This is a genomic window from Streptomyces anulatus (assembly GCF_000721175.1).
In the GTDB taxonomy this organism is placed as follows: Bacteria; Actinomycetota; Actinomycetes; order Streptomycetales; family Streptomycetaceae; genus Streptomyces; species Streptomyces anulatus_C.
Genome location: NZ_JOEZ01000014.1, coordinates 36,184 through 59,030 on the forward strand (window position 1 = coordinate 36,184; position 22,847 = coordinate 59,030).

Genomic DNA, 22,847 nt, shown 5'->3' on the forward strand with positions numbered 1-22,847 from the left:
GGACGGGCGCCTGCGAGTCGTCGAGGTAGAACGACGCGGAACCGAATTACAGCCACAGGAAGTTGCCCTCCTTCACCAGGAGGTCGGGGTATCCGGGGACGTCCGCGGTGCCGTCGCCGTCGGTGTCCAGGGGGCCGTCCACGTCACCGACGGCGAGGATCTGGTCGGCGTTCGCCCAGTGGTTGTTGGCGTCGTCGAAGACGGCGAGTTCCTGACGGTCGTACTGGCAGGCGCGGGAGTGCCCGTCGGCCTGCTCGTCGCGTGCCGAGCAGCCCCAGCCGGCCCCGTTGTTCGGGTAGAGCTGGAGGGTCCTGCCCTCCTCCCCGGGAATGGCCGCGACGAGGTCCTCGTACCCGTCACCGGTCCAGTCCCCGCGGTGGCTGATGCTCGCTCCGGCGAAGTCGCTGTTGCTCGCCATGACGCCGGTTCCGACGTAGCCGTTGCCCTGGCCGGGGTAGAGCCACAGCTCGCCGCTGCCGCGCACGCCGTAGAGGTCGGCGTTGCCGTCCCCGTTGAGGTCGCCGGCCTTGTCGGGGATGGAGAGACCGTTGGCGTAGAAGAGGTAGGCGGCTCGGTCGGAGCGGTTCTGGGCCGCGTCGAGGCTGCGGACGTAGAGCCGCTGCGACCCGGCCGAGGGCGGTGTCAGGACGAGCTTGGCGTCGATCCGGCCGTCACCGTCGAGGTCGGCGCTGGGGGCGACCGTGCGGACGGTGCGGTCCCAGTCGGTCCAGTACTCGTAGGACTTCACGTCGTTGACGCCGCCGTTGCCGAGGATGAACGTACCGGCGGTACGGGCCTTCCCGGTCGCCGCCGGCCAGCCGTCGGAACCGTCGGGGAACTCCGCGGAACTGATGCTGGGCGGCGTGCTGGGCCGTGTCGGGTCGAAGGTGAAGCCGCAGATGGTGGTCGGTACCCAGGCGGATTTCGCGGTCGAGTCGAGCGTCTGGACCTTCCAGCCGAAGTTGCCGCCCGCCGCCGCCAGATGCGCCTGCAGTGTCGTCTTGGGCACCTTCACCTTCGCGACGGTGCCGGACGTGGCGGACACGATCTGGTTGAAAATCTCGGTGCCGCCGGACAGTTGGTTGGCCCGCCAGAGGCGGAACTGGGCCCGGACCGTTCCGCCGTCGGCGTCGGAGACCTTCGCGGTCAGGGTGACGTCGGTGTTCCCGATCGTCGTGTACGGGGCCACCGTGTCGCATCCACCCGAACTGGGGATGGTGTCCAGGCTGTTCGGCGCATTGGGCACCGTGTTGTACACCGTGGAGAGCTTGGCCGAATTGGCGTCGAACTTCTTCCACCCGAAGACGTTGTTCTCATCGCTGTCGGGTGCCTGCATCCCGAAGGTCAGGGTGTTCCACTTGTTGGCGATGCCGTCCTTCGCCGCCGCTGTCACGTCGAAGGCGAGATCACCCGCGGGGCAGTTCGAGCCCCAGCCGAGCGACTCGTTGACCGTGTCCAGCTTCTTGCGCCGCTCGGGCCGGTTGTTCCAGGTGGTGGACGCGGAGATCGCGCTGGTCGCCCAGAGCTCGACGGGCTTGTTCGTGCACGACCAGGACCAGGTGTTCTTGATCCGGAAGGTGGAGGACGAAACGATCTTCTTGGTGGACCACAGGTTGGACGAGTTCATGCGGAAGTAGGAACGGGCCAGGCCGTTGGTCTCGTTCTCGTACCCGACGCGGGCGGTCGTGGTGCCCTTGGCGCCGTTCCAGTTGGCCCCGTTGAAGTAGGAGCTGTTCGGGTTCCGCTTGTAGGCGATCGTCCAGGAGTGGCGGGAGCCGGAGACGGCCGGGTCCAGTAGGACCGGGTACCGCGTGTCCTTGCCCGTCAGAAGGTTTTGGTCCGGGGTGAGGCGCAGCTTCCCGTCCGTGACCGCGAGCCCCATGTTCGCCTGCTGCGCACCGTATCCGGGCTCGAACTCATCGGCGGGCGGCGGCGGTCCGGTGGGAGCGCTGCGGGCCGAGAGGGCAGCGGTCGGCGCCGCGGCGGTGCTGCTGTCCCACATCATGGGGGAGGGCGCGGTGAAGACCGTCTCGCCCGCCGGGTTGACCGCCGTGAAGTTGCCGTGGGCGTCCGTGCTCGCCTTCAGGCCGTCTGTCTCCAGGCCGAAATGGACCTGCCCGAGTGCCGGATCCGCGGCGGCTTCGGGGGTCTTGACGACCAGGAGACTGGTGAATCCCGCGGGGTTCGCCTTGACCTTGAGGTCGACGTCGGTGAGGACGTTGCCGTAGGTCACGGTGTCGCCGTCGACCTCGGGTTCGGGCAGTGCGTCGGGCCAGGTCCAGGACATGCTGCGGCCGTCGCGTATCACCGTCGCCAGGGGCCCTTCGCCGCCGCCGGACAGGCGGACGTCCACTTCGGTGGCTTTCGGCGACAGGGAGCCGTCCGGGCGTGACTTCAGCGTGGTGTCGATCGAGACGAGTCTGCCGTCCTGGCGTACGAACTGCGGTAGCGCGTAGGTGTCCTGGGTGAAAGTCCCGTCCGCGTTGGCGAACACCTGAGTCGTCTCGGTGCGCTGACTGAGGACTTCCGCCGGCCGGCCGGTTTCCGCGGCCTCGGCCTGTGCCGCGGCCTCGGGGTCCGGCTTCTGCCCCGCCGAGATCGTGGCGCCGTCGGGCTCCGCGGCGGAGGCGTCGGGCAGTTGCTGGGGCACGCCGAGCGTCATGAGTGCGGCGAGGGCCGCAACGCCCGTGATTCCCCCCTTTGTTCTCCATCTGGCCTTGCGTCGCAATAGTTCCATTGAAGAAGTCCCCTCCCGGATCAGTTCGAGTCGCACCCTAGAACGTGAGGGAAGCGTGATGAAAGTGGCTCCCCTGTGACGTTGTCGCAGCTCCTGCGGCCTGCGGTCTTTATTTCGCCATCTTTGTTTCATATGCCAATGAATTGCGCATGTTTTCTTTCGGTGTGGGTGAGGGTGCGTCAAGTCGTTACCCCATCCCTGTGCTGATGCTGCGAAAATCCTGCTAACTTCCGTGCTCAGCTATGGCCTTTGAGTAATAGGTGGGGAGTTCTGCGCATGGTTTCGGGTGGGGGCGTCAGCAGGGGACGTTTGAGAAGACGGGCGCAACCGGTGGCGGCCACGCTGGCCGCGCTCATGTTCGCCGGACTGTTGGGGGCGCCGATCGCGGCAGCCGCCGAACTCGACCTGCTGAGGCTGCAGAAGCCTGACCCGGTCAAGACCGGCGAGGTCGAGAGGCGGGGGCCGGCGAAGCCCGACCGGACCGCGCGGCATCCATGGAAGAAGCCCGACGTCACCTGGCCCGAGGCCGGCACAGCGACGTCCTCCCTGCGCGAGACCGGCGCGCGGGTGAAAGCCGGCTCACTGCCCGTCAGCGTGAGCCGTTCCGCACCCGGGGCGGAGAAGTCGTCCAAGGCCCCCTCGCGGAGATCCGCCTCCGAAGCGCCTGGGAAGCCCGGTCCGCGGAAGGTCCAGGTCCAGGTCCTCGACCGCGCCACCACCGAGTCGTTGGGCGTCGAAGGCATCGTGCTGGCCCTCCGTCCCGCGGAAGGCACCGAAGGCACGGTGGACGTCAAGGTCGACTACGCGGACTTCCGGCACGCCTACGGCGGCGACTGGGCCTCCCGGCTCACGCTGAAGACGCTTCCGGCCTGTGCGCTGAACACCCCGGGCAAGAAGGGCTGCGCCACCGGCACGCCCCTTCCCACCACCAACGACGTGAAGGCCGGCTCGATCGAGGCGGCCGTCGATCTGCCCGCCGCCACCGAGGCCACCGCCTCCCGAGCCGCGACCGCCGACCCGGTAGCGCCGAAGGCAGGCGCGCGTGCCGTCTCCGGCGGCACCGTGCTGCTGGCCGCGACCGCCACCGCGGGGGGCCCGTCGGGCAGCTTCAAGGCCACATCCCTCTCCCCCTCCGCGTCCTGGTCCGCGGGCGGCTCCAACGGCGCGTTCTCCTGGACGTACCCGATCTCCGCACCGGCCGTCGCGGGCAGCGCGGTCCCGGACCTGAAGCTCGGCTACTCCTCGCAGTCGGTCGACGGCCGCACCGCCTCGACGAACAACCAGGCCAACGCCATCGGCGACGGCTGGTCCATGGAGCCGGGCTACATCGAGCGGCAGTACGTCTCCTGCACCGACGACACCAAGAACAGCACCACCACGGCCAAGGTCGGCGACCTCTGCTGGAAGAAGGACAACGCCGTCATCAACCTGGGCGGCCGGTCCAACACCCTGATCAAGGACTCCACCACGGGGAAATGGCACCTGGAGAACGACGACGGCACCAAGGCCGAGAAGCTGGCCAGCACCGCACGGGCCAACGGCGACAACGACGGTGAGCACTGGCGGGTGACGACCCCGGACGGTACGCGCTACTACTTCGGCTACAACCGCCCGTCCGGCTGGGCCGCCGGCAAGGACGAGACCAACTCCACCTGGACGGTACCGGTCTACGGCAACCAGCCGGACGAGCCCTGCTACGCGGCGGCGTTCAAGGACGCCTGGTGCCAGCAGGCCTGGCGCTGGAACCTGGACGCGGTCATCGACCCGCACGGCGACGCCATGACGTACTACTGGGACGAGGAGACCAACTACTACGGCCGCAACGTCAACCCCAGCACGGGTGCGTCCACCGCGACCCCGTACATCCGCGGCGGCTCCCTGAAGCGCATCGAGTACGGCCTGCGGAGCAACAACTTCTACGCCCAGCCTGCCGCCAAGATCGACTTCACGAACAGCGAGCGCTGCCTGAGCGACTGCGGCACCTTCGACAAGGCGCACGCGAAGAACTGGCCCGACGTCCCCTTCGACCGCTACTGCGCCTCGGGCACGGAGTGCAAGGACCGCTACTCGCCGTCCTTCTGGAGCCGGACGCGCCTGACGAAGATCGACACGTCGGTCCTCGTCGGCACCGCCTTCAAGCCCGTGGACACCTGGGCCTTCACCCATCAGTTCCCCGCGACGGGCGACGGCAGCTCCCCCGCACTGTGGCTGGCATCGATCACGCGCACCGGGCACGGCGGAACCGGCGCGGTCACGCTCCCCGCCGTGACCTTCATGGGCAAGACCATGCCGAACCGGGTGGAGGGCGCCACCACGGGCGGCGATCCGGACCCGGTGCCGCCGCTCTGGCGCTACCGCGTCTACGGCATCAACACCGAGACCGGCGGAACGATCGGCATCACCTACTCCGGGGCCGACTGCAAGGCCGGCAGCGTGCCCACCCCGGCCTCGAACACCCGGCGCTGCTACCCGGTGAAGTGGTCGCCCCCGGACGCGCCGGCGGCGAACTACGAGCCGTACCTCGACTGGTTCCACACCTACGTCGTCACCCAGGTCCTGGAGACCGACCGGACCGGCGGGGCCCCCGCCAAGCAGACCGACTACACGTACCTGGACGGCATGGGCTGGACCAAGTCCAAGGACGACGAGTTCACCGACGCCAAACACCTCACCTACGGCGACCGCAAGGGGTACGGCCGCGTCCAGGTGCGCAGCGGCGTCGCACCCGACCAGCGGACTCTCAAGGAGTACCGCTACTTCCGGGGCATCGACGGGGCCGCGGTCAAGGACCACGAAGGCGTCTCCGTCACCGACAGGGAAGCCTTCGCCGGGATGACCCGTGAAGAGGCCACGTACAACGGGGACGGCGGCAAGCTCGAAACCACCACCAGCCACGTACCGTGGCGGTCGGCCGCGACGGCCACGGAAACCCGTGCCGAAGGGCTGCCCACCCGCTACGCGTACGCCACGGCCGGCAAGAGCGAGCAGACCCGCACCGCCGTCGGCACGGGCTGGCGCACCACGCGCACCGAGCGCACCTTCGACGCACTGGGCCAGACCCTGACGGAGTCCTCGCTCGGGGACACGGCGAAGACGGGCGACGAGCAGTGCACCACCACCACGTACGCCCGCAACGCGTCGCTCAACATCCTCACCACGGTCTCCGAGACGAAGACGGTGGCCAAGGCCTGCGGCACCACGCCGTCCCTCCCCGCGGACCTGATCTCGTCCGCGCGGCACTTCTACGACGGTGCGACGAGCCTGTCCACCCCGCCGGTCAGGGGTGACGTGACCCGGCTGGACGAGCAGGACGCCAAGGGCACGGGACACCTCACGACCGCCACCCACACCTACGACCAGCACGGCCGCGAGGAGACCTCGACGGACGCGCTGGGGGCCACCACGCGGACCGCCTACACCCCGGCCACGCTCAAGGCGCCGACGACGGTCGCCGTGACCAACGCCAAGGACCACGTGGTCACGACCACTCTCGACCCGGTCCGGGGAGCCGTCACCGCGACGGTGGACGCGAACGGCAAGCGCACCGACGCCGTCCACGACGGTCTCGGCCGCGTCCTGAAGGTATGGGAGCCGGGCTGGCCCAAGGCCGCCCACGAGGACAAGCCCTCGACGGAGTACGGCTACGTCATCTCCAGGACCGAGGCGAACGCTGTCATCACCAAGACGCTGAAGCAGAACCGCGCCTACCGCACCACCTACGCGCTCTACGACGGCCTGCTGCGCGAGCGGCAGACGCAGGCCCCGGCCACCGGCACGCAGGACCGGATCATGACCGAGACCCACTACGACACCCGTGGCTGGGCCTGGCAGACGTACGCCCCCTACTACGCGAAGGGCGCGCCGTCGGCGAAGCTGGCCTCCGCCGCGGTGAACACCGTGCCGGCGGCGGTGCAGAACCACTTCGACGGGCTCGGCCGGGTCACGGACGCTCTGTCGGTGAAGTTCGGCGACGAGCAGTGGCGCAGCAAGACGGTGTACGAGGGCGACCGCACGACCGTCATCCCCCCGAAGGGCGGAACGGCCACCACCACGGTGACCGACGCGCGCGGGCGCACGACCGAGCTTCTGCGGTACACGAACGCCCAGCGCACGGCGTCCCAGAAGACGACGTATACGTACGGGAAGTACAGCGAGCCGAGCACGGTCACGGACCCCGACGGCAACGTCTGGAGCCAAACGTTCGACAGCCGGGGCCAGAAGACCAGGAGCGACGACCCGGACAAGGGCGTCACGGACACGACGTACGACAACCTCGGACAGCCGGTCACCACGACCGACGAACGCGGGGTCACGCTCACCACGGAGTACGACGTGCTGGGCCGCAGGACCGAGGTCAAGCAGGGCGGCACGACGCTGTCGAAGTGGACCTACGACACGCTCGCCAAGGGGCAGCTGACCAGCAGCACGCGTTACGCCGGAGGGGCCGCGTACACCACGGCGACCGACGGCTTCAACGACCGCTACCAGCCGACGTCCACGACCACCACGGTTCCTTCCGCGGCCGGCGGCCTGGCGGGCACGTTCACCTGGACGTACGGGTACAAGCCGGAGACCGGGGCGCTGCTCTGGACGCTCAACCCGGCCGTGGGCGACATCCCGGCCGAGCGGGTCGTGACCAACTACAACAGCGACGACCAGCCGTTCCGCACCAGCGGTCAGCGCGGTGCTCTCGTCGCCAACACGCAGTACGACGTCTTCTCCCGGCCGGTACGCCTGGAGTACAGCGCCACTCTCGACCAGAAGGCGTACCAGACCAAGGTCTACGACGAGCACACCGGACAGGTCATCCGGCAGACGACCGACCGGGACGTCGCCCCCCAGCGCGTCGACGACACGACGTACGCCTACGACCCGGCGGGCAACGTCACCGGCGTGACCAGCGTCAGCGGCCAGGACGCACAGGCATCCACCGACACCCAGTGCTTCACCAACGACCCGCTGGGACGGCTGACCGAGGCGTGGACGGCCAAGACCGACTGCGCGGCGGCCCCCTCGGCCTCCACGGTCGGCGGCCCGGACGCGTACTGGCTCAGCTACGGCTACGACAAGCTCGGCAACCGCACGAAGCAGACCGAGCACGCCACCTCGGCCGGGACGACGGACGCCGTCACCGACTACACCCAGCCGGCCCCCGGCGGCGACCGGCCGCACGCGGTGCAGCAGGCCTCCGTCACCGGCGGCCCGCACAACGGGCGTACGAGCACCTTCGAGTACGACAAGACCGGCAACACGACCAAGCGCACCATCGGCTCGACGGTCCAGTCCCTGACCTGGGACGCCGAGGGACACCTGGCGACCCTCACCGAGGGCGGCAAGCAGACCGGCTACACCTACGACGCCGACGGCAACCGCATCATCGCGAAGAACGGCGACGGGTCCAGCACCCTCACGCTCCCGAACGGTGATCAGCTGAACCTCGCGGCGAACGGCACGAAGACCGCGACCCGCTACTACACGCACAACGGCGACACGGTCGCGGTGCGCAACGGGAACGCCATCGCTTACCTGATCAACGACCATCAGGGCACGGCGATGACGGCCATCGCGGTCGGCACGCTCGCCCTGACCCGCAGGAAGCAGCTGCCGTTCGGCGGCCTGCGATCCGAGCAGTCGGCGGCGTTCGGCAACCGCGGCTTCGTCGGCGGGACGAACGACCCCACGGGCCTCACACACCTCGGCGCCCGCGAGTACGACCCGGTCCTGGGACGCTTCCTCTCCGTCGACCCGGTCATCGACTTCGACGACCCGGCGCAGATGAACGCCTACAGCTACGCCCACAACAGCCCGCTCACCAGGTCCGATCCGACGGGCCTGCGCCCGGACGGCCCGGTGGGCGGCAACTCGTACAACGACGAGCGGTGGGCCAACGAGCGGGGCATGACGGCCGGCTACACGAAGAAGAGCGGCAAGTGGGTGTGGAAGCAGACGCCCAAGAAGGACACCGTTTCTCAACGGCGGTACAGCAACTACCGTGCGAACCCTGCCCATTACATGATCGACGACAGCCACGCACGCAAGTACGCGGCTGCCGCCAAGGCGCAGGCGAAGAAGGCTGCTGAGGCCCGGGCCAGGGCTGCGGCGGCGCAGCAGCGCAAGGAGGACGGCATCTTCGGCAGCATCATGAAGGGCAACTGGAACAACGCGGCCACCAACCTGAAGGAATCCGGTCCAGTGCGTTGGGTGGCCGAAAACGCAGACACGATCAAGACGGTCGTGGGGGCTGCCGCGCTGACTGTCTGCGTTGTGGCATCCGCCGGCGTCTGTCTGGCCGCGGGCGGTGTGGTGATCCTTGCCGGAATCGCGGTCGACGGCGCGTCGGGTGCCGAGATGGACGGCGCGTACTGGAAGGGCACGGCAATTACAGCAGGCATCACACTGGCAGGCGGAGTCGCTGGCAGGTGGGCTTCGGGTGGAGGGAAGTGGGCCTCGGGCGGCTGGTTGAAGTCTCCCAAGGTCGTCACCAGAGGGCCGAGGCATGCGGCTGGACGTCCACGCCACGCCGCCCGGACGGACGTGGGCCCCACGGCAAACGCCTACATGCAGAACGGGTTTCTCGCTGGAATGGGTTGTGGCGCTCCCTCCGCGAGCAGCATTAATGCGGGTTATTGCCCGTGAGGTCTTCGTGGACGAAAGTCCCGGGAGTCTTCGTGAGGCGTCGGGGAGACGGCTCCATCCACCTGCGAAGGAAGGGGACGGTGGTATTCGGGTGGGCTGCGATTCTCTCCCTCTGTCCTGTGCTCGTCCTGTTCGGCCTCGCGGACGTGGAGAAGTACGGGTTCCGTGGTGTAGGCGTCCTCTGGGTGACTGGATTTGTTTCTGCGATGATTATTCGTGGAACTATCAGACCGCGGGTCATTCTCGAACCGGATGGGTCCATCAGGAACATAGGGCCATTCCTTGAGATGGTTGCATCCAGAGATGAAGGCCTGTCGGTCACGTGTGAAAGCAACGGGTTGGTGATCGTGTGTGCGGATGGTGAGCAGGGTGCTTGGTCATTCTCGCAAAGCCTTTTGGGTGGAAGGTCGGCTCGAAACGCGCGCAAGTTTATCGGTACGTGGCTGAAAGAAGAGCGGAAATGCTCTTCCGGGCGTGCGGTCGCAGGCAGGAGAGGGAGGGTGCACGTCGGGCTCGTCGATGTGTTCCTGCTCGTGGCGCCCTTGGCCGCTCCCGTACTCATGAAGCTCTGACCTGCTTCTTCTGGCGGCCCGTCGGTTAGCCGGCGGGCCGCCCGCGCGTGTCCCTCACCCCGCGAAGCCGTCCAGCGCCGCCAGCACCGCCCGCCGGGTCTCCGTGCCGCCCATGTGGCCCGCGTTGTCGATGATCGTCAGCTCGGCGTCCGGCCAGACGCGGTTCAGTTCCCAGGCGGTGGTCAGGGGGCCGGCGAGGTCGAAGCGGCCGTGGATCAGGGCGGCCGGGATGCCGGTCAGGCGGTGGGCGCGGGCCAGGAGCTGCCCCTCCTCCAGCCAGGCTCCGTGGGCGAAGTAGTGGGAGCAGATCCGGACGAGCGCCTGCTGGGCGTGGTCCGGGGAGCTGCTGTACGGGGGCGGGCCCTCGATCGCCTCCATCGAGATGACCGCGTCCTCCCAGGCGCACCAGTCGGCCGTCGCCCTCTCCCGCACGGCGGCGTCCTCGCTCTCCATGCGGCGGGCGTACGCCGCGACCAGCTCGCTCGGGTCGCTCACCTCGGGAACGCCCGCGCGGAAGGCGTCCCAGGCCTCGGGGAAGAGCTGGCCGGCGCCCCGGTAGAGCCAGTCGATCTCGCTGCGGCGGGTCGTCGTCACCGAGGGGATGACCGCCTCCGTGACCCGCTCCGGGTGCTCCTGGGCGTACGCCAGGATCAGGGTCGATCCCCAGGAACCCCCGTACAGCAGCCAGTTGTCGATGTTCAGGTGTTCCCGCAGGCGCTCCATGTCGGCGATCAGGTGGGCTGTGGTGTTGTGCGACATGTCCGTGGCGGGGTCGCTCGCGTGCGGTGTCGAGCGGCCGCAGCCCCGCTGGTCGAAGAGGACCACCCGGTAGCGGTCCGGGTCGAAGTACTGGCGGGAGCGGGGCGTGCGGCCGGCGCCGGGGCCGCCGTGCACGACCAGGGCCGGCTTGCCGTCCGGGTTGCCGCACACCTCCCAGTACACGAGGTTGCCGTCGCCGACGTCCAGCATGCCGCTGTCGTACGGTTCGATCGGCGGGTACAGGTCGTTCGGTTCGCGGTGCACGGCGTTTCGTTCCCCTCGGCACGGCAGACGGGTGGGCGGTGGGCCACGTTACGCCGATGCGATCGTCGGAGGAGTCCCGTACGGTCCTGCCCATGCCCGTACGCATCGATCTGACCCTGGACTGCGCCGACGCCCGACTACTGGCCGGCTTCTGGAAGTCGGCCCTGGGCTATGTGGACCTGCCCCCGCCGCCGCCATATGCGACCCGGGAGGAGTGGCTCGCCCAGTTCGACCTGCCGGAGGGCGAGACGGTGGACGACGGGGCCTGGCTCTGCGACCCCGAAGGCGTCGGCCCGCACCTCGCCATCCTCAAGGTCCCCGAGCCGAAGACCGCGAAGAACCGGCTGCACATCGACGTGCGGGTCGCGGGCCACGGCACACCCGCCGAGCGGTGGGACCGCGTCCGGGCGGAGGCCGCGCGGCTCGTGGCGGCCGGCGGATCCGTGCTGGAGGAGGTCGACGGGCACCATGTGGTGATGGCCGACCCGGAGGGGAACGAGTTCTGCGTGGCGGCGGCCGGCGCGCCCACCCCGGACGCCGCGTAGCCTGGATGCCGTGAACGCCGCTCCCCGGATCCTCGCCGTCCTCGACGAACTGCTCGCCTCCGCCGAGCCCGGCGAGCGCGGCGCGCTCTGGCATCTGGCCGAGCCGGGGCGGGAGCTGGACGCCAACCTGGTGCGCCTGCCGCCGGGCGCCGAGGTCGGTGAGCATCAGGAGGACGTGCTCGATGTGCTCCTCGTCGTGCTGGAGGGCGGGGGGAGCGTCAGGACGGCGGGGGGCGGACCGGTCCTGGAGCTGGGGCCCAGCGCCGTCCTCTGGCTGCCCCGCACGTCACGGCGTGCGCTGGCCGCCGGGCCGGACGGGCTCGTGTACCTCACCGTCCACCGCCGACGCCCCGGCCTCGCGATCAAGCCGCCGGGCGGGGCGTACGAGGGTGGCGAGGGGCCCTGCATGCTGGACCGGGTCTGCCCGGAGTGCGGGCGACTGTCGCAGGACCCCGCGCCGGTCTTCTGCAGCCGGTGCGGGGAGCGGTTCCCCGAGCGGTGAGCCGTGGCGCTGAGCCGGGTCGGGGAGTGGTGATCAGGTCTCACAACCCCTTGCACTCCGTCAGGTCCGGGCGGCCGGGCGGGTTCTTGTCGCCCACGAGGCCCGACAGGTTCTCCTTGTACATGTCCTCCCAGATCCTGCCGTCCAGGATCGTCCGGAGCGCCGCGCACACCTCGCCCTTCAGGATCGGGGTCTCCGGCCGCATCGCCACGCCGTAGCCCTCCGCGCCCTGGATGTTCTCCAGCCGCCGCACCTTGCCCGGGTTGGCCTCGACGTACCCGGCGAGAATGATGTCGTCCGAGGCCACCGCGTACACGTCGGACTTCGGGTCCAGCAGCTTGTCCAGGCAGTCCTGGTAGGTGTTGGGCTGCGACTTCGCCATGGTGAAGCCCTGCTTCGGCAGCGCCTGCTCGTACGTCGACTCCCGTGCCGTGCACACCTCCACGCCCAGGTCCGCCAGGTCGCTGGAGTCGTTGATCGTGTACTTGCTCGACTTCTCCCGGACCAGGAAGACGCGGCTCGCCTCGTAGTACGGGCCCGCGAAGTCGACGCTGTAGCCGCCGGGCGAGGCCGTCTTGCGGTCGTCGGTGATGCTGTACGAGGCGATGACCAGGTCCACCTGCTTGGTCTTCAGCGCGGTGCTCCGGTAGTCCGTGGCGACCGTGGTGAAGGCGACCTCGCCCTTGCCGTAGCCCATGCTCTCGGCGATCGCGTAGGCCAGGTCGATGTCGTAGCCCTTGTACGTACGCGTCTCCTCGTCGAACTTGCTCAGCCCGGGCTGGTCGTCCTTGACACCGATCTCCAGGGTGGGGTGCGTGTCCTTCCACCGCTCCTTGCTGCCGCTGCCGGCCGGGCCCTCGCCCTGGCCCCGCACCGAGCCCGCCCGGTCGCCGTCCTTGCCGTCGCCCTGCGAGACCAGCCAGCCCGCACCGGCCAGCAGAGCCAGGCACACCACCGCCGCGGCCACCTTCCGGCCCCGGCGCCGGGAGCGCTGTCCGCTCGCCGCCGGAGGCACGGGCGCCACAGGCGCCGGAGGAGGCGGCACGACCGGACCGGGCGCGGCCGTCGAGGGGTTCGGTGTGGACACCGCCGTCCGCGGGTGCGTCGCCGATGCGGCCCGGGCCGCGTTCGGTGCGGCGGGGTCGCCGAGCACCTCGCGGAGCATCGCCTCCGCCGTGGCCGCGTCCAGCCGCTCCCGGGGGTCCGTGATCAACAGCCCCTGGATGACCGGGGCGAGGGGCCCGGCGTACCGGAGGGCCGGATCGGGCGACTGCCGGATGTTCTCCTGGACCTCCCAGACCTCGTGCCCGGCGAAGGGCACGTGGCCCTCGACCATCTCGTACAGCGTGACCCCCAGCGCCCACAGGTCGGAGGCCGGTGTGGGGCCCGGGGAGGCGGGGGCGAAGAGCTCGGGCGCCAGGTAGGAGGGGGTGCCGATGACGCTGCCGGTCCGGGTCACCCGGTCCGCGCCCTCGAAGGTGGCGATGCCGAAGTCCACCAGGATCGCGAGGCCGTCGTCCCGGACGAGGACGTTGCCCGGTTTCACGTCGCGGTGGACGACCGAGGCCGTGTGGACCGCCCGCAGGCCCTGGAGGATCTGGAGGCCGATGGTGGCGGCCCTCGGCACGGCGAGGACGTGTTCGCTGCTCAGCAGGTCGCCCAGGGACCTCGCTTCGAGCAGCTTCATCACGATCCAGACCTGGTCGTCGGTCTCGACCTGGTCGTGGACCGTCACCACGTTCTGGTGCTCGATCTTCGCGATGGCCTCCGCCTCGCGCCGGGCCCGCTGCAGCGCCGCCGTCTGGGTGGCCGCGGTCATGGCGTTCCGGTCGAGCAGGCCCTTGACGGCGACGAACCGGCGCAGCCGCCGGTCGTGGGCCCTCCAGACCTCGCCCATCCCGCCGCTGCCGATCGGCTCCAGCAGCTCGTAGCGGCCGTCGATCACGGTGCGGGGGACGTCGTCCGCCCGGCGGTCGGCGGAACGCCCGTCATGCCCGTCGCCCGCTCTGCCGACCCTGTCTTCGTCGTGCATACGACCCCCTGTGCACTACATGGACCACGCCAGATTAGACGCTCCGTCATGCGCGGACATCCTGGAGTGACGTGCCGGCTCGCGCTCCGGCGACCGGCGGTGCGGGCGGGGGCCAGGGCCTGTCCGACGATTCCCGTCCATCGTCGGACAGGCCCTGGCTAGGAAGCCGCGCCGCCGTTGCTCTTCAGCAACTGGCCGTTGACCCACTGCCCTTCGGGCGAGCACAGGAAGTCCACCAGGTGGGCGGTGTCCTGCGGGGTGCCGAGGCGGCCGAGCGGGGTGCCCCCGACCAGGGCCTCCCGCAGGTCTTCGGTCATCCAGCCGGTGCCCACCGGGCCGGGGTTGACGACGTTCGCCGTCACCCCGAGGTGGGCCAGCTCGTGCGCGGCGGCCAGCGTGATGCGGTCCAGGGCGCCCTTGCTCGCGCCGTAGGGGAGGTTGCCCACGGTGTGGTCACTGGTGAGCGCGACGATCCGGCCCGTCGCGGTGCCGGGTGCGCTGCGGAAGCGCAGCCCGTACTCGCGGATCAGCAGCCAGCTGGCCCGCGAGTTCACCGCGAAGTGCCGGTCGAACGCCTCCACGGTGGTGTCCAGCAGCCCCGAGTCCACCGACTCCGCGTGCGAGAGGACGAGCGCGGTCACCGGTCCGCCGAGGCGCTGCTCCGCCTCGTCGAAGACGCGCGTCGGCGCGTCGGGGCCGGACAGGTCCGCCTCGATCGCCGCCGTGCGGGCACCGGCCTCCGCCAGCTCCTTCGCGATGGACTCGGCGGCCCCCGGCTCGGCGCCCCAGTCCATGCGGCGGTCGTACGGCGTCCAGTAGGTGAAGGCGACGTCCCAGCCGGAGGCCGCCAGCCGACGCGCGATGCCCGCGCCGATGCCGATGCTGCGGCCGACGCCGGTGATCAGGGCGATGGGGCGGGTCGTGCCGGGGGTGGGCGAAGGCTGTCCGGTGGTCGTCACGCGGTGATCCTTCGTGACCCGTACGCGTACGTCAATGGCCTTTCCGGTCACGCGGACGGCACCCGTGCGCCCGCGCTGACCTGCGGTGACCCGTCTTCCTGGTGGGCTGACGCGATCTTCGTGTCTCCCCGTGGCGGGGGCCGCTCCCAGCGTGGACAGCGGAAACCGCGACGAACGCCGCATGTCGCGATGCGGTCGGGATGATCGGGAGCCACACCCGCCGGCCTCCGGCTCCGGTCACAGGCGGCGGTAGGTGCGGCCGCCGCGCCGGGGGAGGGCCGCCGGGTCGTCCGGACCGGTTCGTGTGGCCTTCAGCGCGAGGTGGAGTTCGGCGCGCACGGTGGCGTCGGCGAGGTTCTGCCCGAGGTGGTCGGCGCACTGGCTGAGCCAGATCGCCAGGGTGGTGCGGTGGACGTGCAGTTCGGCCGCCGCGGGGGCGGTTCGGGCGTGGTGGCGCAGCCAGCAGGTCAGGGCGATCCGCAGGTGCGGCTCCAGTCCGCCGACCAGGCCGCTCGCCCAGGCCCGGGCCGCCTCGGTGTCCAGGAGGCCGTCGGGCAGGCTCTCCAGCCGGGCCGGCCCGGACGGTGCGGGGGTGCTGCCGCTGCCGTCGTCGGGGGCGGGGGCGGGGGCCGGGGCGCGGAGGGCGAGCAGCAGATGCGCCTGCACGGTGGCGTCCTCCAGGTCCGCGCCGAGCAGCCGGGAGAGGTCGCGTATCCGGGCCCGTACCGTGCCGGCGGACAGGCCGAGCGCGGTGGCGGCGCGGGGTTTGCTGCCGGTACGGAGCCACACCAGGAGCAGGTGCTGGTGCGCCGGGGTCAGCGGACGCAACACGGATCCCGCCCACCGGGTGTACGGGACGGCCGGCAGGAGGGGCGCGAGCCGGGAGGTGCCGACGGCGTCGGCGGGCACGATGCGGCGGGCGGGGGTGGCGCTGTGCCGTGCGGCGGCGGCGTCGCTGTGGGCGGTGGTCATCTCGGCCAGGGGCAGCGGTCCGGCCATGCCCGCGAGCAGCCGGTGCCGTTCGCTCACCCGGGAGACCAGGCGCAGGATCCGCCCGTCGTCACCGCCGTGGTGGAGCTCGGCGACGACGAGCTCGTCGTCCAGCCGGCCCATCAGGGTGCAGGCGTCGGTGTGCGGGGCGAGGGAGGGGCGTGCCGCCCGCCAGAGGACCTCGTGGGCGGCGGGGACGTCGTCGCCGGTGAGCCGGTAGACGGTGACATGGGTGAGCCTGCTTCCGCCCAGCGTCTCGGTGACGGTGGTGGTGTGGCCGGCCAGCAGCAGCCGGACGAGGGTGGTGTGCAGCCGCATCTGCTCGCCCCGCAGCTCCACCGCCCGCTGCCCGCGCACCTCCAGGAGAGCCGCGGTGGTCGTGGCGACGTGGCCGGTGTGCTCCGGGGGCACGGTGGGCGCCGGGGCCAGGACGAGGACGGCCCCGGCCGCCGGGAGCTGGACGCTGTGCGGGTGGTCCTGCGGGGCGGCGGCCGCGTGTACGCCGTCGGCGGCCGCGGCGGCGGGGGTGCTGTAGACGGCCCCGGCGATCGGGTCGGCGAGCACCGCCCACCCCTGGACCAGGGACGCGGCCTCGGCGATCAGATGCGCGCCGGAGCGGGTCGCCGCCCGCAGCAGCCGGCCCGCCGGGTCCTGCCCGTCCCGGGCGCCGCACGGGCCGGCGGCATCGCGGTCGGTCGTGCCTGTGGTGCTCATGCGGTCGTGCCTGTGGTGCTCATGCGCAAGCCTCTGCGGGCCGTGCGCGCCGCGCAGGGGAACTCCCCTGCGCGGCGCGGCGGTTGCGGACGTGGTCAGGGCATGTCCGGCGGATCGGGGCTGGACACGGCTCAGGGGATGCGGGCTACCGCACCCCACCCGGCCCGGGCCGTGGTGGTGCCGGTGTTCGCGTCGGGCCGCCAGTTCGGCCAGGACACCATGCCCGGCTCCACCATCTCCAGCCCGTCGAAGAACGCGATCGTGGTCTCCGGCTCCCGGAAGATGTACGGAATCGCGCCGCTCGCGTTGTACTCGTCCTGGACGGCGCGGTGGGCGTCGTCGGACGCGGTGGAGTGGCTGAGCGAGAGGTAGCTGCCCGAGGGCAGGCGCTCCACCAGCCGCCGCACCAGGGACAGCGCGTCGTCCCAGTCCACGATGTGCCCCAGGACGTCACTGATCACGAGGGCGACGGGCTGCGTCAGGTCCAGGGTCCTGGCCGCCCCGGTGAGCACGGTCTCGGTGTCGCGCATGTCCGCCTCGACGTAGGCGGTCGCGCCCTCGGGGGCGCTGGTCAGCAGCGCGTGGACGTGCAGGAGCACCAGGGGGTCGTGGTCGACGTAGACGATCCGGGACTCCGGGGCGATCCGCTGGGCGACCTCGTGCGTGTTGTTCGCGGTCGGCAGCCCCGCGCCGACGTCAAGGAACTGCCGTATTCCGGCGTCCCGGGCGAGATGGGTGACCGTACGGCGCAGGAAGTCCCGGGACTCCTTCGCGAACGTCTCGATCAGCGGGTACTTCTCCCGGTAGGCGTCGCCCGCCGCACGGTCCGCGGGGAAGTTGTCCTTGCCGCCGAGCCAGTAGTTCCAGACACGTGCGGAGTGCGCGACGCTCGTGTCGATCTGCGCGGGCAGTTCAGGCCCATTTCCGGTCGTACTCATCCTGTAACACCTCTCCGGTTCGGGCCGGCCGCATCGCCATCACGCACGACACGTCCAGCATTCCCTGATACGTCTGTACGGGGTGGGGGCTGTCCCACACCTCCGCGGTTCCGGGCAGCCCGCCCTCCCGCACCACATGGTCCGCGATCTCCCGGATCTCCACCCGGTACAGGGTCAGCGCCGGGACACCGGTCAGCGGGTGGGGCGGCGCGTACTCCGGGTGCAGCTGCACCGTCACATCGCCTCGCTCCGCGACCTGTTGGAGCGTCATGACCTGCTCGCGCATCACCTCGTCGCCGCCCACCCGGCAGCGCAGCGCGGTGACGGGCAGCACCGCCCAGAGCCGGGTCTGCTGCTCCTGGAGCCGCTTCTGACGCTCGACCAGGAGGTCCGCCCGGCGCTGCCGCGAGGCCGCGTCCCGGTCGGGGCACATGATCTCGTCCACGGCCATGGCGTACGCCGGGGTACGCAGCAGCAGCGGCACCAGCGCCGGGTGCCAGGTGCGTACGACGCTCGCCGCGGACTCCACGCTCATCAGGTCCATCAGCCAGGGGGCCATCGCGTCCCGCCACGGATGCCACCAGCCGGGCATGTTCGCGGCGTTCAGCCGGCCCATGATGTCGTCGGCCTCCGTCGCGCCCGCCCCGTAGACGTCGAGGAGGGCGGACACCTGCCCCACGTCGAGGGAGGTCTGCGCCTGCTCCAGCCGCCGCAGCGTCGTGGGATGCCATCCGAGCCGGGTGGCGGCCTGCGGGACGGACAGGCCGGCGCCCTCGCGCAGGTTACGCAGGCGGGCCACCAGGACCAGGTGCTGTGCCGTCCGCCCCGACCTCTCGCGCGCCACGACTCCCCCTCCCCCGTTTCCGGCCCTGTGCCCGGCCCCTGTTCCGGCTCGATCTATCCGACATTCCGCGCAGTCTGCGCACAGTGCACACAGCGCACCTTGCGACGGTCGCACGGCGCTCCCAAGGTAAGCATGTCCGACCCCATCGCACGCCAACTCGGTCAGACCGGACCGATCTTGCCCCTTCCCCTCCCTGCCGCCTTCCCCGCCCCCCCGCCCCAGCCGTTCCGTGCACTGCCGTTCCACGCACCGTCGTTCCGGCGGCCCGTTCTCTGGAGCCCACCCCATGAACCACGTGACCCACCTGACCCGCCCGAACCTCCGGTCCGTCGTCACCGCCCCGAGGACCGCCCCGGCCCCGGCCCGCCCTCTCGACCTGCGTGTCCGCGCCCAGCGGATCCAGATCGACGAACTCGTCGTCGACGACCCCCGTCAGGTGCTCGCCCACGCCGGACAGGCGGTTCTCGACGACCCCGACGCGGCCGCTCTGCTCGGGCTCAGCCCGGCGGGCCCGCTGCCGCTCCCGGCGGCTGCCGCGCTCCTGTGCGCGCTCTACGACACGGACGTCCTCACCGCCATGGGGCTGCGCCTCACCCGTCACACCACCCGCGTCTCCGCCTCCGACCAGCAGACGGAGCCCGTATCCCTGGTGCGCTCCACCACCCCGGACCAGGAGGACTGATGTCCCGGCCGCCCCATGCGAGGCCGAGCATCTCCCAGGAGCTGTCCCGTAACCGATCTCTGAGTTGGCAGGGGCAAAGCTGCCGGGCTACCCGCTCGTCCGGGCACCGATGAGTGCCTTCCCTGCAGCACAGCGTCTCGTGGAGGGCCACTACGGTGGCCCGCATGACCAACACCGAATACTGGACCTCGGCACCGGACCGGACCGTGCGCGGCTCGATGGGTCTGTGTCATCTGACCGTGTTCCAGCCCCCGTTCACCGTCGACGCGCGCAGTCTGCCGCCCCAGGACCCGGCGCGGGCCCGTGCTTTCGCCGGGTCGTCCGAGGGGATCGAGGAGGTTCTGGAGGACCTCGGGCCGCGCTCGGTTCTGACGCCGTTGCCGTCGTCGGTGCGCGCCGATCTGGACGTCGTCCACGCCGCCGCGTGGGGCGGCATGCTGAGCCTCGTCAGTCCCGCGTTCGCGACGGACGGCAACGACGAGCCGTTGAGGTCGGCGGCCACGGAGCTGCGCGAGCGGTTCCCCGATGCGCGGATCGTGGGCCGGGTCGCCTACCGGGGCGGCATGGAGCACACGGAGGACGTCGTGTGGCTGCCGGACGGCGCGATGTTCCACGCCTCCGGCTGGCCCGATGACGAGCCGTTCGTCGTCAGCGGCGACCCGCACGCGGTGATCGTCTCACTGGAGTTGAAGGGGTGGCAGCTCGACAACGTCGGCGTCGACCTGCGCGAGCCCGCGAACGAGATCGAATGGGCGCGGCTCGCGGGATTGGCGTTGGGGCCGTCGGACCCGTGGGGGTGGGAGGAGATGGAAGCGACGGCATTTCGGGTGAGGCATTCCGAGGATGCGGTGCGGAATATGGAGGGCTTGTACTTTGTGTGAACCGGCGTGCGCCGTAGTGAGGTTGACGCCTTCCAACACGCCCTGAAACTCCTCCTCTCGCGGGTGTCGGGGGCCCTATGGTGGTCGGGCGGCGCGTACATGTCACGGGGGTCTGGCGTGCCGCCTCAACCCCTCAAGGCCCCACGAGAGGGAAGACGAAGCCTTGAACCACACGCTCCGAATACCGTCCAGGTGGCGGTTCGCCGCCCGCTTCACCGCTGCTTTCGGCCTCGCCGCCGCTGTCACCGTGACCGGTCTGCCCGCCATCGAGACCGCCCAGGCGGCCGGCCCGCCCGTCACGGCGAAGCTGAAGCCCGGCTCGGGGAAGCGCTGCGACACCAGGAACGGAATGCCTCCCGCCGCGAAGACTCCGGCGGACTCCGGGTTCCCCGACAACCTCACCGGCCCGATCTACAAGGACCGCGCCCTCCCGAAGAACTTCGAGTTCGACCTTCCCGGCCAGGCGTACGACGGGCTGAACGCCCCGACGGCCGCCGAGAAGAAGAAGGCCCAGTCCCAGGTCCCCGGGAACCCGGAGAAGAACGTCGCCGCCTGGAAGAAGATCGCCGACGCCTCGGGGAAGCCCGCCGACCGTGCGATGGAGATCTACGCCCGGTATCTCGCGAACAAAGAGGGCCTGAGCTTCAAGCACTGGTTCGACAAGCGGTACATCCGCAACCAGGTCAACAACCACAAGGGATCCGGCTTCGAGCGGCAACTGGTCCGCGACTACAAGCTGGTCGGCCCGGACTGGCTGTGCGAGGTCACCGTCGAACTGTTCGACCAGAACGGTGAGAAGGTCGGCGAACGCCGGTACGACGCCTACAACAAGGCGAAGAAGGAGTTCAACGAGTTCAAGTCGAACTCGAAGCTGACGGCGAAGCAGCTCGCGAACGACCGCGTCGTCGCCAGGTCGATGCCGGACCACACCTTCCGCTACACCGGCGCGAAGAAGTTCACCGCGGGCCAGGCCAAGCACATCGCCGACCTGGAGCGCGACGTACGGAACATGCGCGGCGGTAAGACCGGCCAGGTCCGGGGAAACCAGCGGATGTACAACCCGGTGCCCAGGACCACCCCGATCCGCGGCTACTCCGACCACCAGCGCTGGTTCGCCCCCGCCTGCCAGACCGGCCCCCGCACGATGGCGGCCGGCGCCAACACGTGCGGCACCCGGGGCCCCGCCAACGAGCGAGCCCTGTCCTCCGGCAAGACCCTGGAAGAAGCGAAGCGCTTCCAGCGGGACGCCAACCGTCTCGACCCGCGCGGCACCCTTCCCAGGGGCGGTCCGGGCGGCGTCGACTTCACCACCCTCGAACTCCGTTACGTCGGCGGGCTCGGCAAGGGCAAGGGCATGACGTACTCGATGAAGTCCGACCAGATGCCGGACCCGGACAACACCCCCGGCTTCGGCGGTGAGGTCCGGATGCAGCTCTCCTCCGACGCCCTGTTCACCTGGCTGGCGCTCACCCCGGAGAAGTTCTGGGTGAACCTGAACCCGGACCAGCCCGACAAGGTCATGGACGCGAAGTTCGGCAAGACCGACGCCGGCCGCGTACTCCTGGAGGCCGACCTGGAGATGAAGCACGACTTCAGCGAGGCCGTGAACCCCGACAAGCACCCCGGGGCCAAGCGGTACTGGGACACCGCGCCGCGCCGGAACGGCATGCCGTGCTTCCCGGGCGTACGGATGTGGATCGAGCCGAAGCCCGCCCAGGTCCGTGAGGAGGACGGCGGGATCTACATCCTCGACGCGCCACTCAAGGTCAGCACCCAGTGGCTCGACGTGGACTACACCGTCCCCGGCTCCACCGAGTGCACGGACCTCTCCGACGCGGAGAAGAAGGCGATCGAGCAGTCCATCGCCACGAACGTGATGCCGCTCGTCGAGGAGCGCGTCAACACCGACCGCGACTACGCCGACCTGCGGGCCGTGTACACCGCCCGCGTCGCCGCCGAGTACATCCGCCAGCAGGACGCCAAGAAGCCCACGGACTTCCGCTCCATCATCAACAGCAACGACGTGACCGCGTGGCCGCTGCGCGACCCCAACCAGGACTGGACCCGCGAGCAGGTCTGGAACCGTTACATGGACTCGATCAAGAAGGGGATCGAGTGGTTCGAGCTGAAGTACGGCGGCAAGGTCTACAACCAGGGAGTCGGCGGCGTCGACTTCTCCAAGCAGCCGAAGCGGAACATCCCCGAGGCCCAGTTCCACGCGCAGAACCGGGACCTCGACAACACCGTCGCCAACTCCCGCAAGTCCGACGACGCTTCCTACCGTGACCTCGACACGGTGTACCTCGGAGCGGGCCCCGCGGACGAGGGGAGCGGCGAGGACCCGGGCGGCGACCCCACCCCGACCCCCAGGCCGACCCCGTCGGACACCGGCAAGCCGACCGACCCGCCGTCCTCCCCGGCCCCGGACCCCACCACCCCCGGTGACAACGGCACCCCGACCCCGCCCGGCAACAAGCCGGACCCCGGCGGCGACCTCGCAGACACCGGCAGCAGCGCCCCCGTCGGCCTCATCGCGGGCATCGCCGCCGCACTCGCGGTGGCCGGCGGAACGCTGATGTGGTGGATGCGCCGACGCCGTAGGACCGTCCAGGAGTAGCCGGACGGACGGGCAGGCGGAACGCACGCACAGGGAAGGGCTCCACCCGCGCCTCGGGTGGAGCCCTTCGCGCTGCCGTACCGGTGTCGCTGTCGGCAGTCCCGGAGGATGTGCTTCATGACGCCACCCAGTCGCAGACGCGGTTCGAGGAGCCCGTCCGCGCATCTGCTCATGC

The 22,847-nt window shown here is 70.4% G+C and carries 14 protein-coding genes; 7 read left to right on the top strand and 7 right to left on the bottom strand.

Annotated elements, in window-relative coordinates; translation table 11 throughout:
• Positions 1 to 46: 46 nt before the first annotated feature.
• Positions 47 to 2,650 carry a VCBS repeat-containing protein gene (locus IG90_RS39485; RefSeq protein WP_233435990.1) on the bottom strand — a complete coding sequence of 868 codons (2,604 nt, stop codon included), beginning with the start codon at positions 2,648 to 2,650 and terminating at the stop codon, positions 47 to 49.
• Between the two features lie 417 nt (positions 2,651 to 3,067).
• Between IG90_RS39485 and IG90_RS0116790 the strand changes: the two genes are divergently transcribed.
• Both IG90_RS0116790 and IG90_RS44320 read left to right on the top strand, forming a co-directional pair.
• On the top strand, positions 3,068 to 9,373 hold the full coding sequence (locus IG90_RS0116790; RefSeq protein WP_233435991.1) for an RHS repeat-associated core domain-containing protein: 6,306 nt from the start codon (positions 3,068 to 3,070) through the stop codon (positions 9,371 to 9,373).
• 80 nt (positions 9,374 to 9,453) lie between these two features.
• A complete protein-coding gene (locus IG90_RS44320; protein WP_124264505.1) occupies positions 9,454 to 9,945 on the top strand; it encodes a hypothetical protein in 492 nt (163 codons plus the stop codon).
• Positions 9,946 to 9,999: 54 nt separating this feature from the next.
• Here the strand turns inward: IG90_RS44320 and pip are convergent, their stop codons facing one another.
• A complete protein-coding gene (gene pip, locus IG90_RS0116795; protein ID WP_030584445.1) occupies positions 10,000 to 10,968 on the bottom strand; it encodes a prolyl aminopeptidase in 969 nt (322 codons plus the stop codon).
• Between the two features lie 92 nt (positions 10,969 to 11,060).
• Between pip and IG90_RS0116800 the strand changes: the two genes are divergently transcribed.
• Entirely contained in the window at positions 11,061 to 11,513 is a 453-nt protein-coding gene (locus IG90_RS0116800) for a VOC family protein (protein ID WP_030584448.1), read from the top strand.
• Positions 11,514 to 11,523: 10 nt separating this feature from the next.
• Positions 11,524 to 12,015 carry a hypothetical protein gene (locus IG90_RS0116805; protein ID WP_030584450.1) on the top strand — a complete coding sequence of 164 codons (492 nt, stop codon included), beginning with the start codon at positions 11,524 to 11,526 and terminating at the stop codon, positions 12,013 to 12,015.
• A 40-nt stretch (positions 12,016 to 12,055) separates the two neighbouring features.
• On the opposite strand, the gene IG90_RS0116810 is transcribed toward IG90_RS0116805, so the two are convergent.
• From IG90_RS0116810 to IG90_RS0116830, 5 genes are all read right to left on the bottom strand, one after another.
• The gene (locus IG90_RS0116810; RefSeq protein ID WP_030584453.1) at positions 12,056 to 14,047 is read right to left on the bottom strand and encodes a serine/threonine-protein kinase; all 1,992 of its coding nucleotides are present in this window, start codon (positions 14,045 to 14,047) and stop codon (positions 12,056 to 12,058) included.
• 158 nt (positions 14,048 to 14,205) lie between these two features.
• Positions 14,206 to 15,006 (bottom strand): SDR family oxidoreductase, encoded by an 801-nt coding sequence (locus IG90_RS0116815; protein ID WP_030584455.1) that lies wholly within the window; start codon positions 15,004 to 15,006, stop codon positions 14,206 to 14,208.
• Between the two features lie 237 nt (positions 15,007 to 15,243).
• Entirely contained in the window at positions 15,244 to 16,710 is a 1,467-nt protein-coding gene (locus tag IG90_RS0116820; RefSeq protein WP_030584458.1) for a helix-turn-helix domain-containing protein, read from the bottom strand.
• A 131-nt stretch (positions 16,711 to 16,841) separates the two neighbouring features.
• A complete protein-coding gene (locus IG90_RS0116825) occupies positions 16,842 to 17,648 on the bottom strand; it encodes an SAM-dependent methyltransferase (protein WP_030584461.1) in 807 nt (268 codons plus the stop codon).
• Complete coding sequence (locus tag IG90_RS0116830) at positions 17,623 to 18,492, bottom strand: helix-turn-helix domain-containing protein (protein ID WP_030584464.1); 870 nt, start codon at positions 18,490 to 18,492, stop codon at positions 17,623 to 17,625. Before IG90_RS0116830 ends, IG90_RS0116825 begins: the two co-directional genes overlap by 26 nt.
• Before the next feature lie 286 nt (positions 18,493 to 18,778).
• Between IG90_RS0116830 and IG90_RS0116835 the strand changes: the two genes are divergently transcribed.
• The 3 genes from IG90_RS0116835 to IG90_RS0116845 all read left to right on the top strand — a co-directional run bounded on the left by IG90_RS0116835 (position 18,779) and on the right by IG90_RS0116845 (position 22,672).
• The gene (locus tag IG90_RS0116835; RefSeq protein WP_030584467.1) at positions 18,779 to 19,174 is read left to right on the top strand and encodes a hypothetical protein; all 396 of its coding nucleotides are present in this window, start codon (positions 18,779 to 18,781) and stop codon (positions 19,172 to 19,174) included.
• Between the two features lie 164 nt (positions 19,175 to 19,338).
• Complete coding sequence (locus tag IG90_RS0116840) at positions 19,339 to 20,055, top strand: DUF6333 family protein (protein ID WP_233435995.1); 717 nt, start codon at positions 19,339 to 19,341, stop codon at positions 20,053 to 20,055.
• A gap of 163 nt (positions 20,056 to 20,218) precedes the next feature.
• Positions 20,219 to 22,672: a hypothetical protein gene (locus IG90_RS0116845; RefSeq protein ID WP_051860103.1), complete on the top strand. Its 2,454-nt coding sequence runs from the start codon at positions 20,219 to 20,221 to the stop codon at positions 22,670 to 22,672.
• Positions 22,673 to 22,847: the final 175 nt, after the last annotated feature.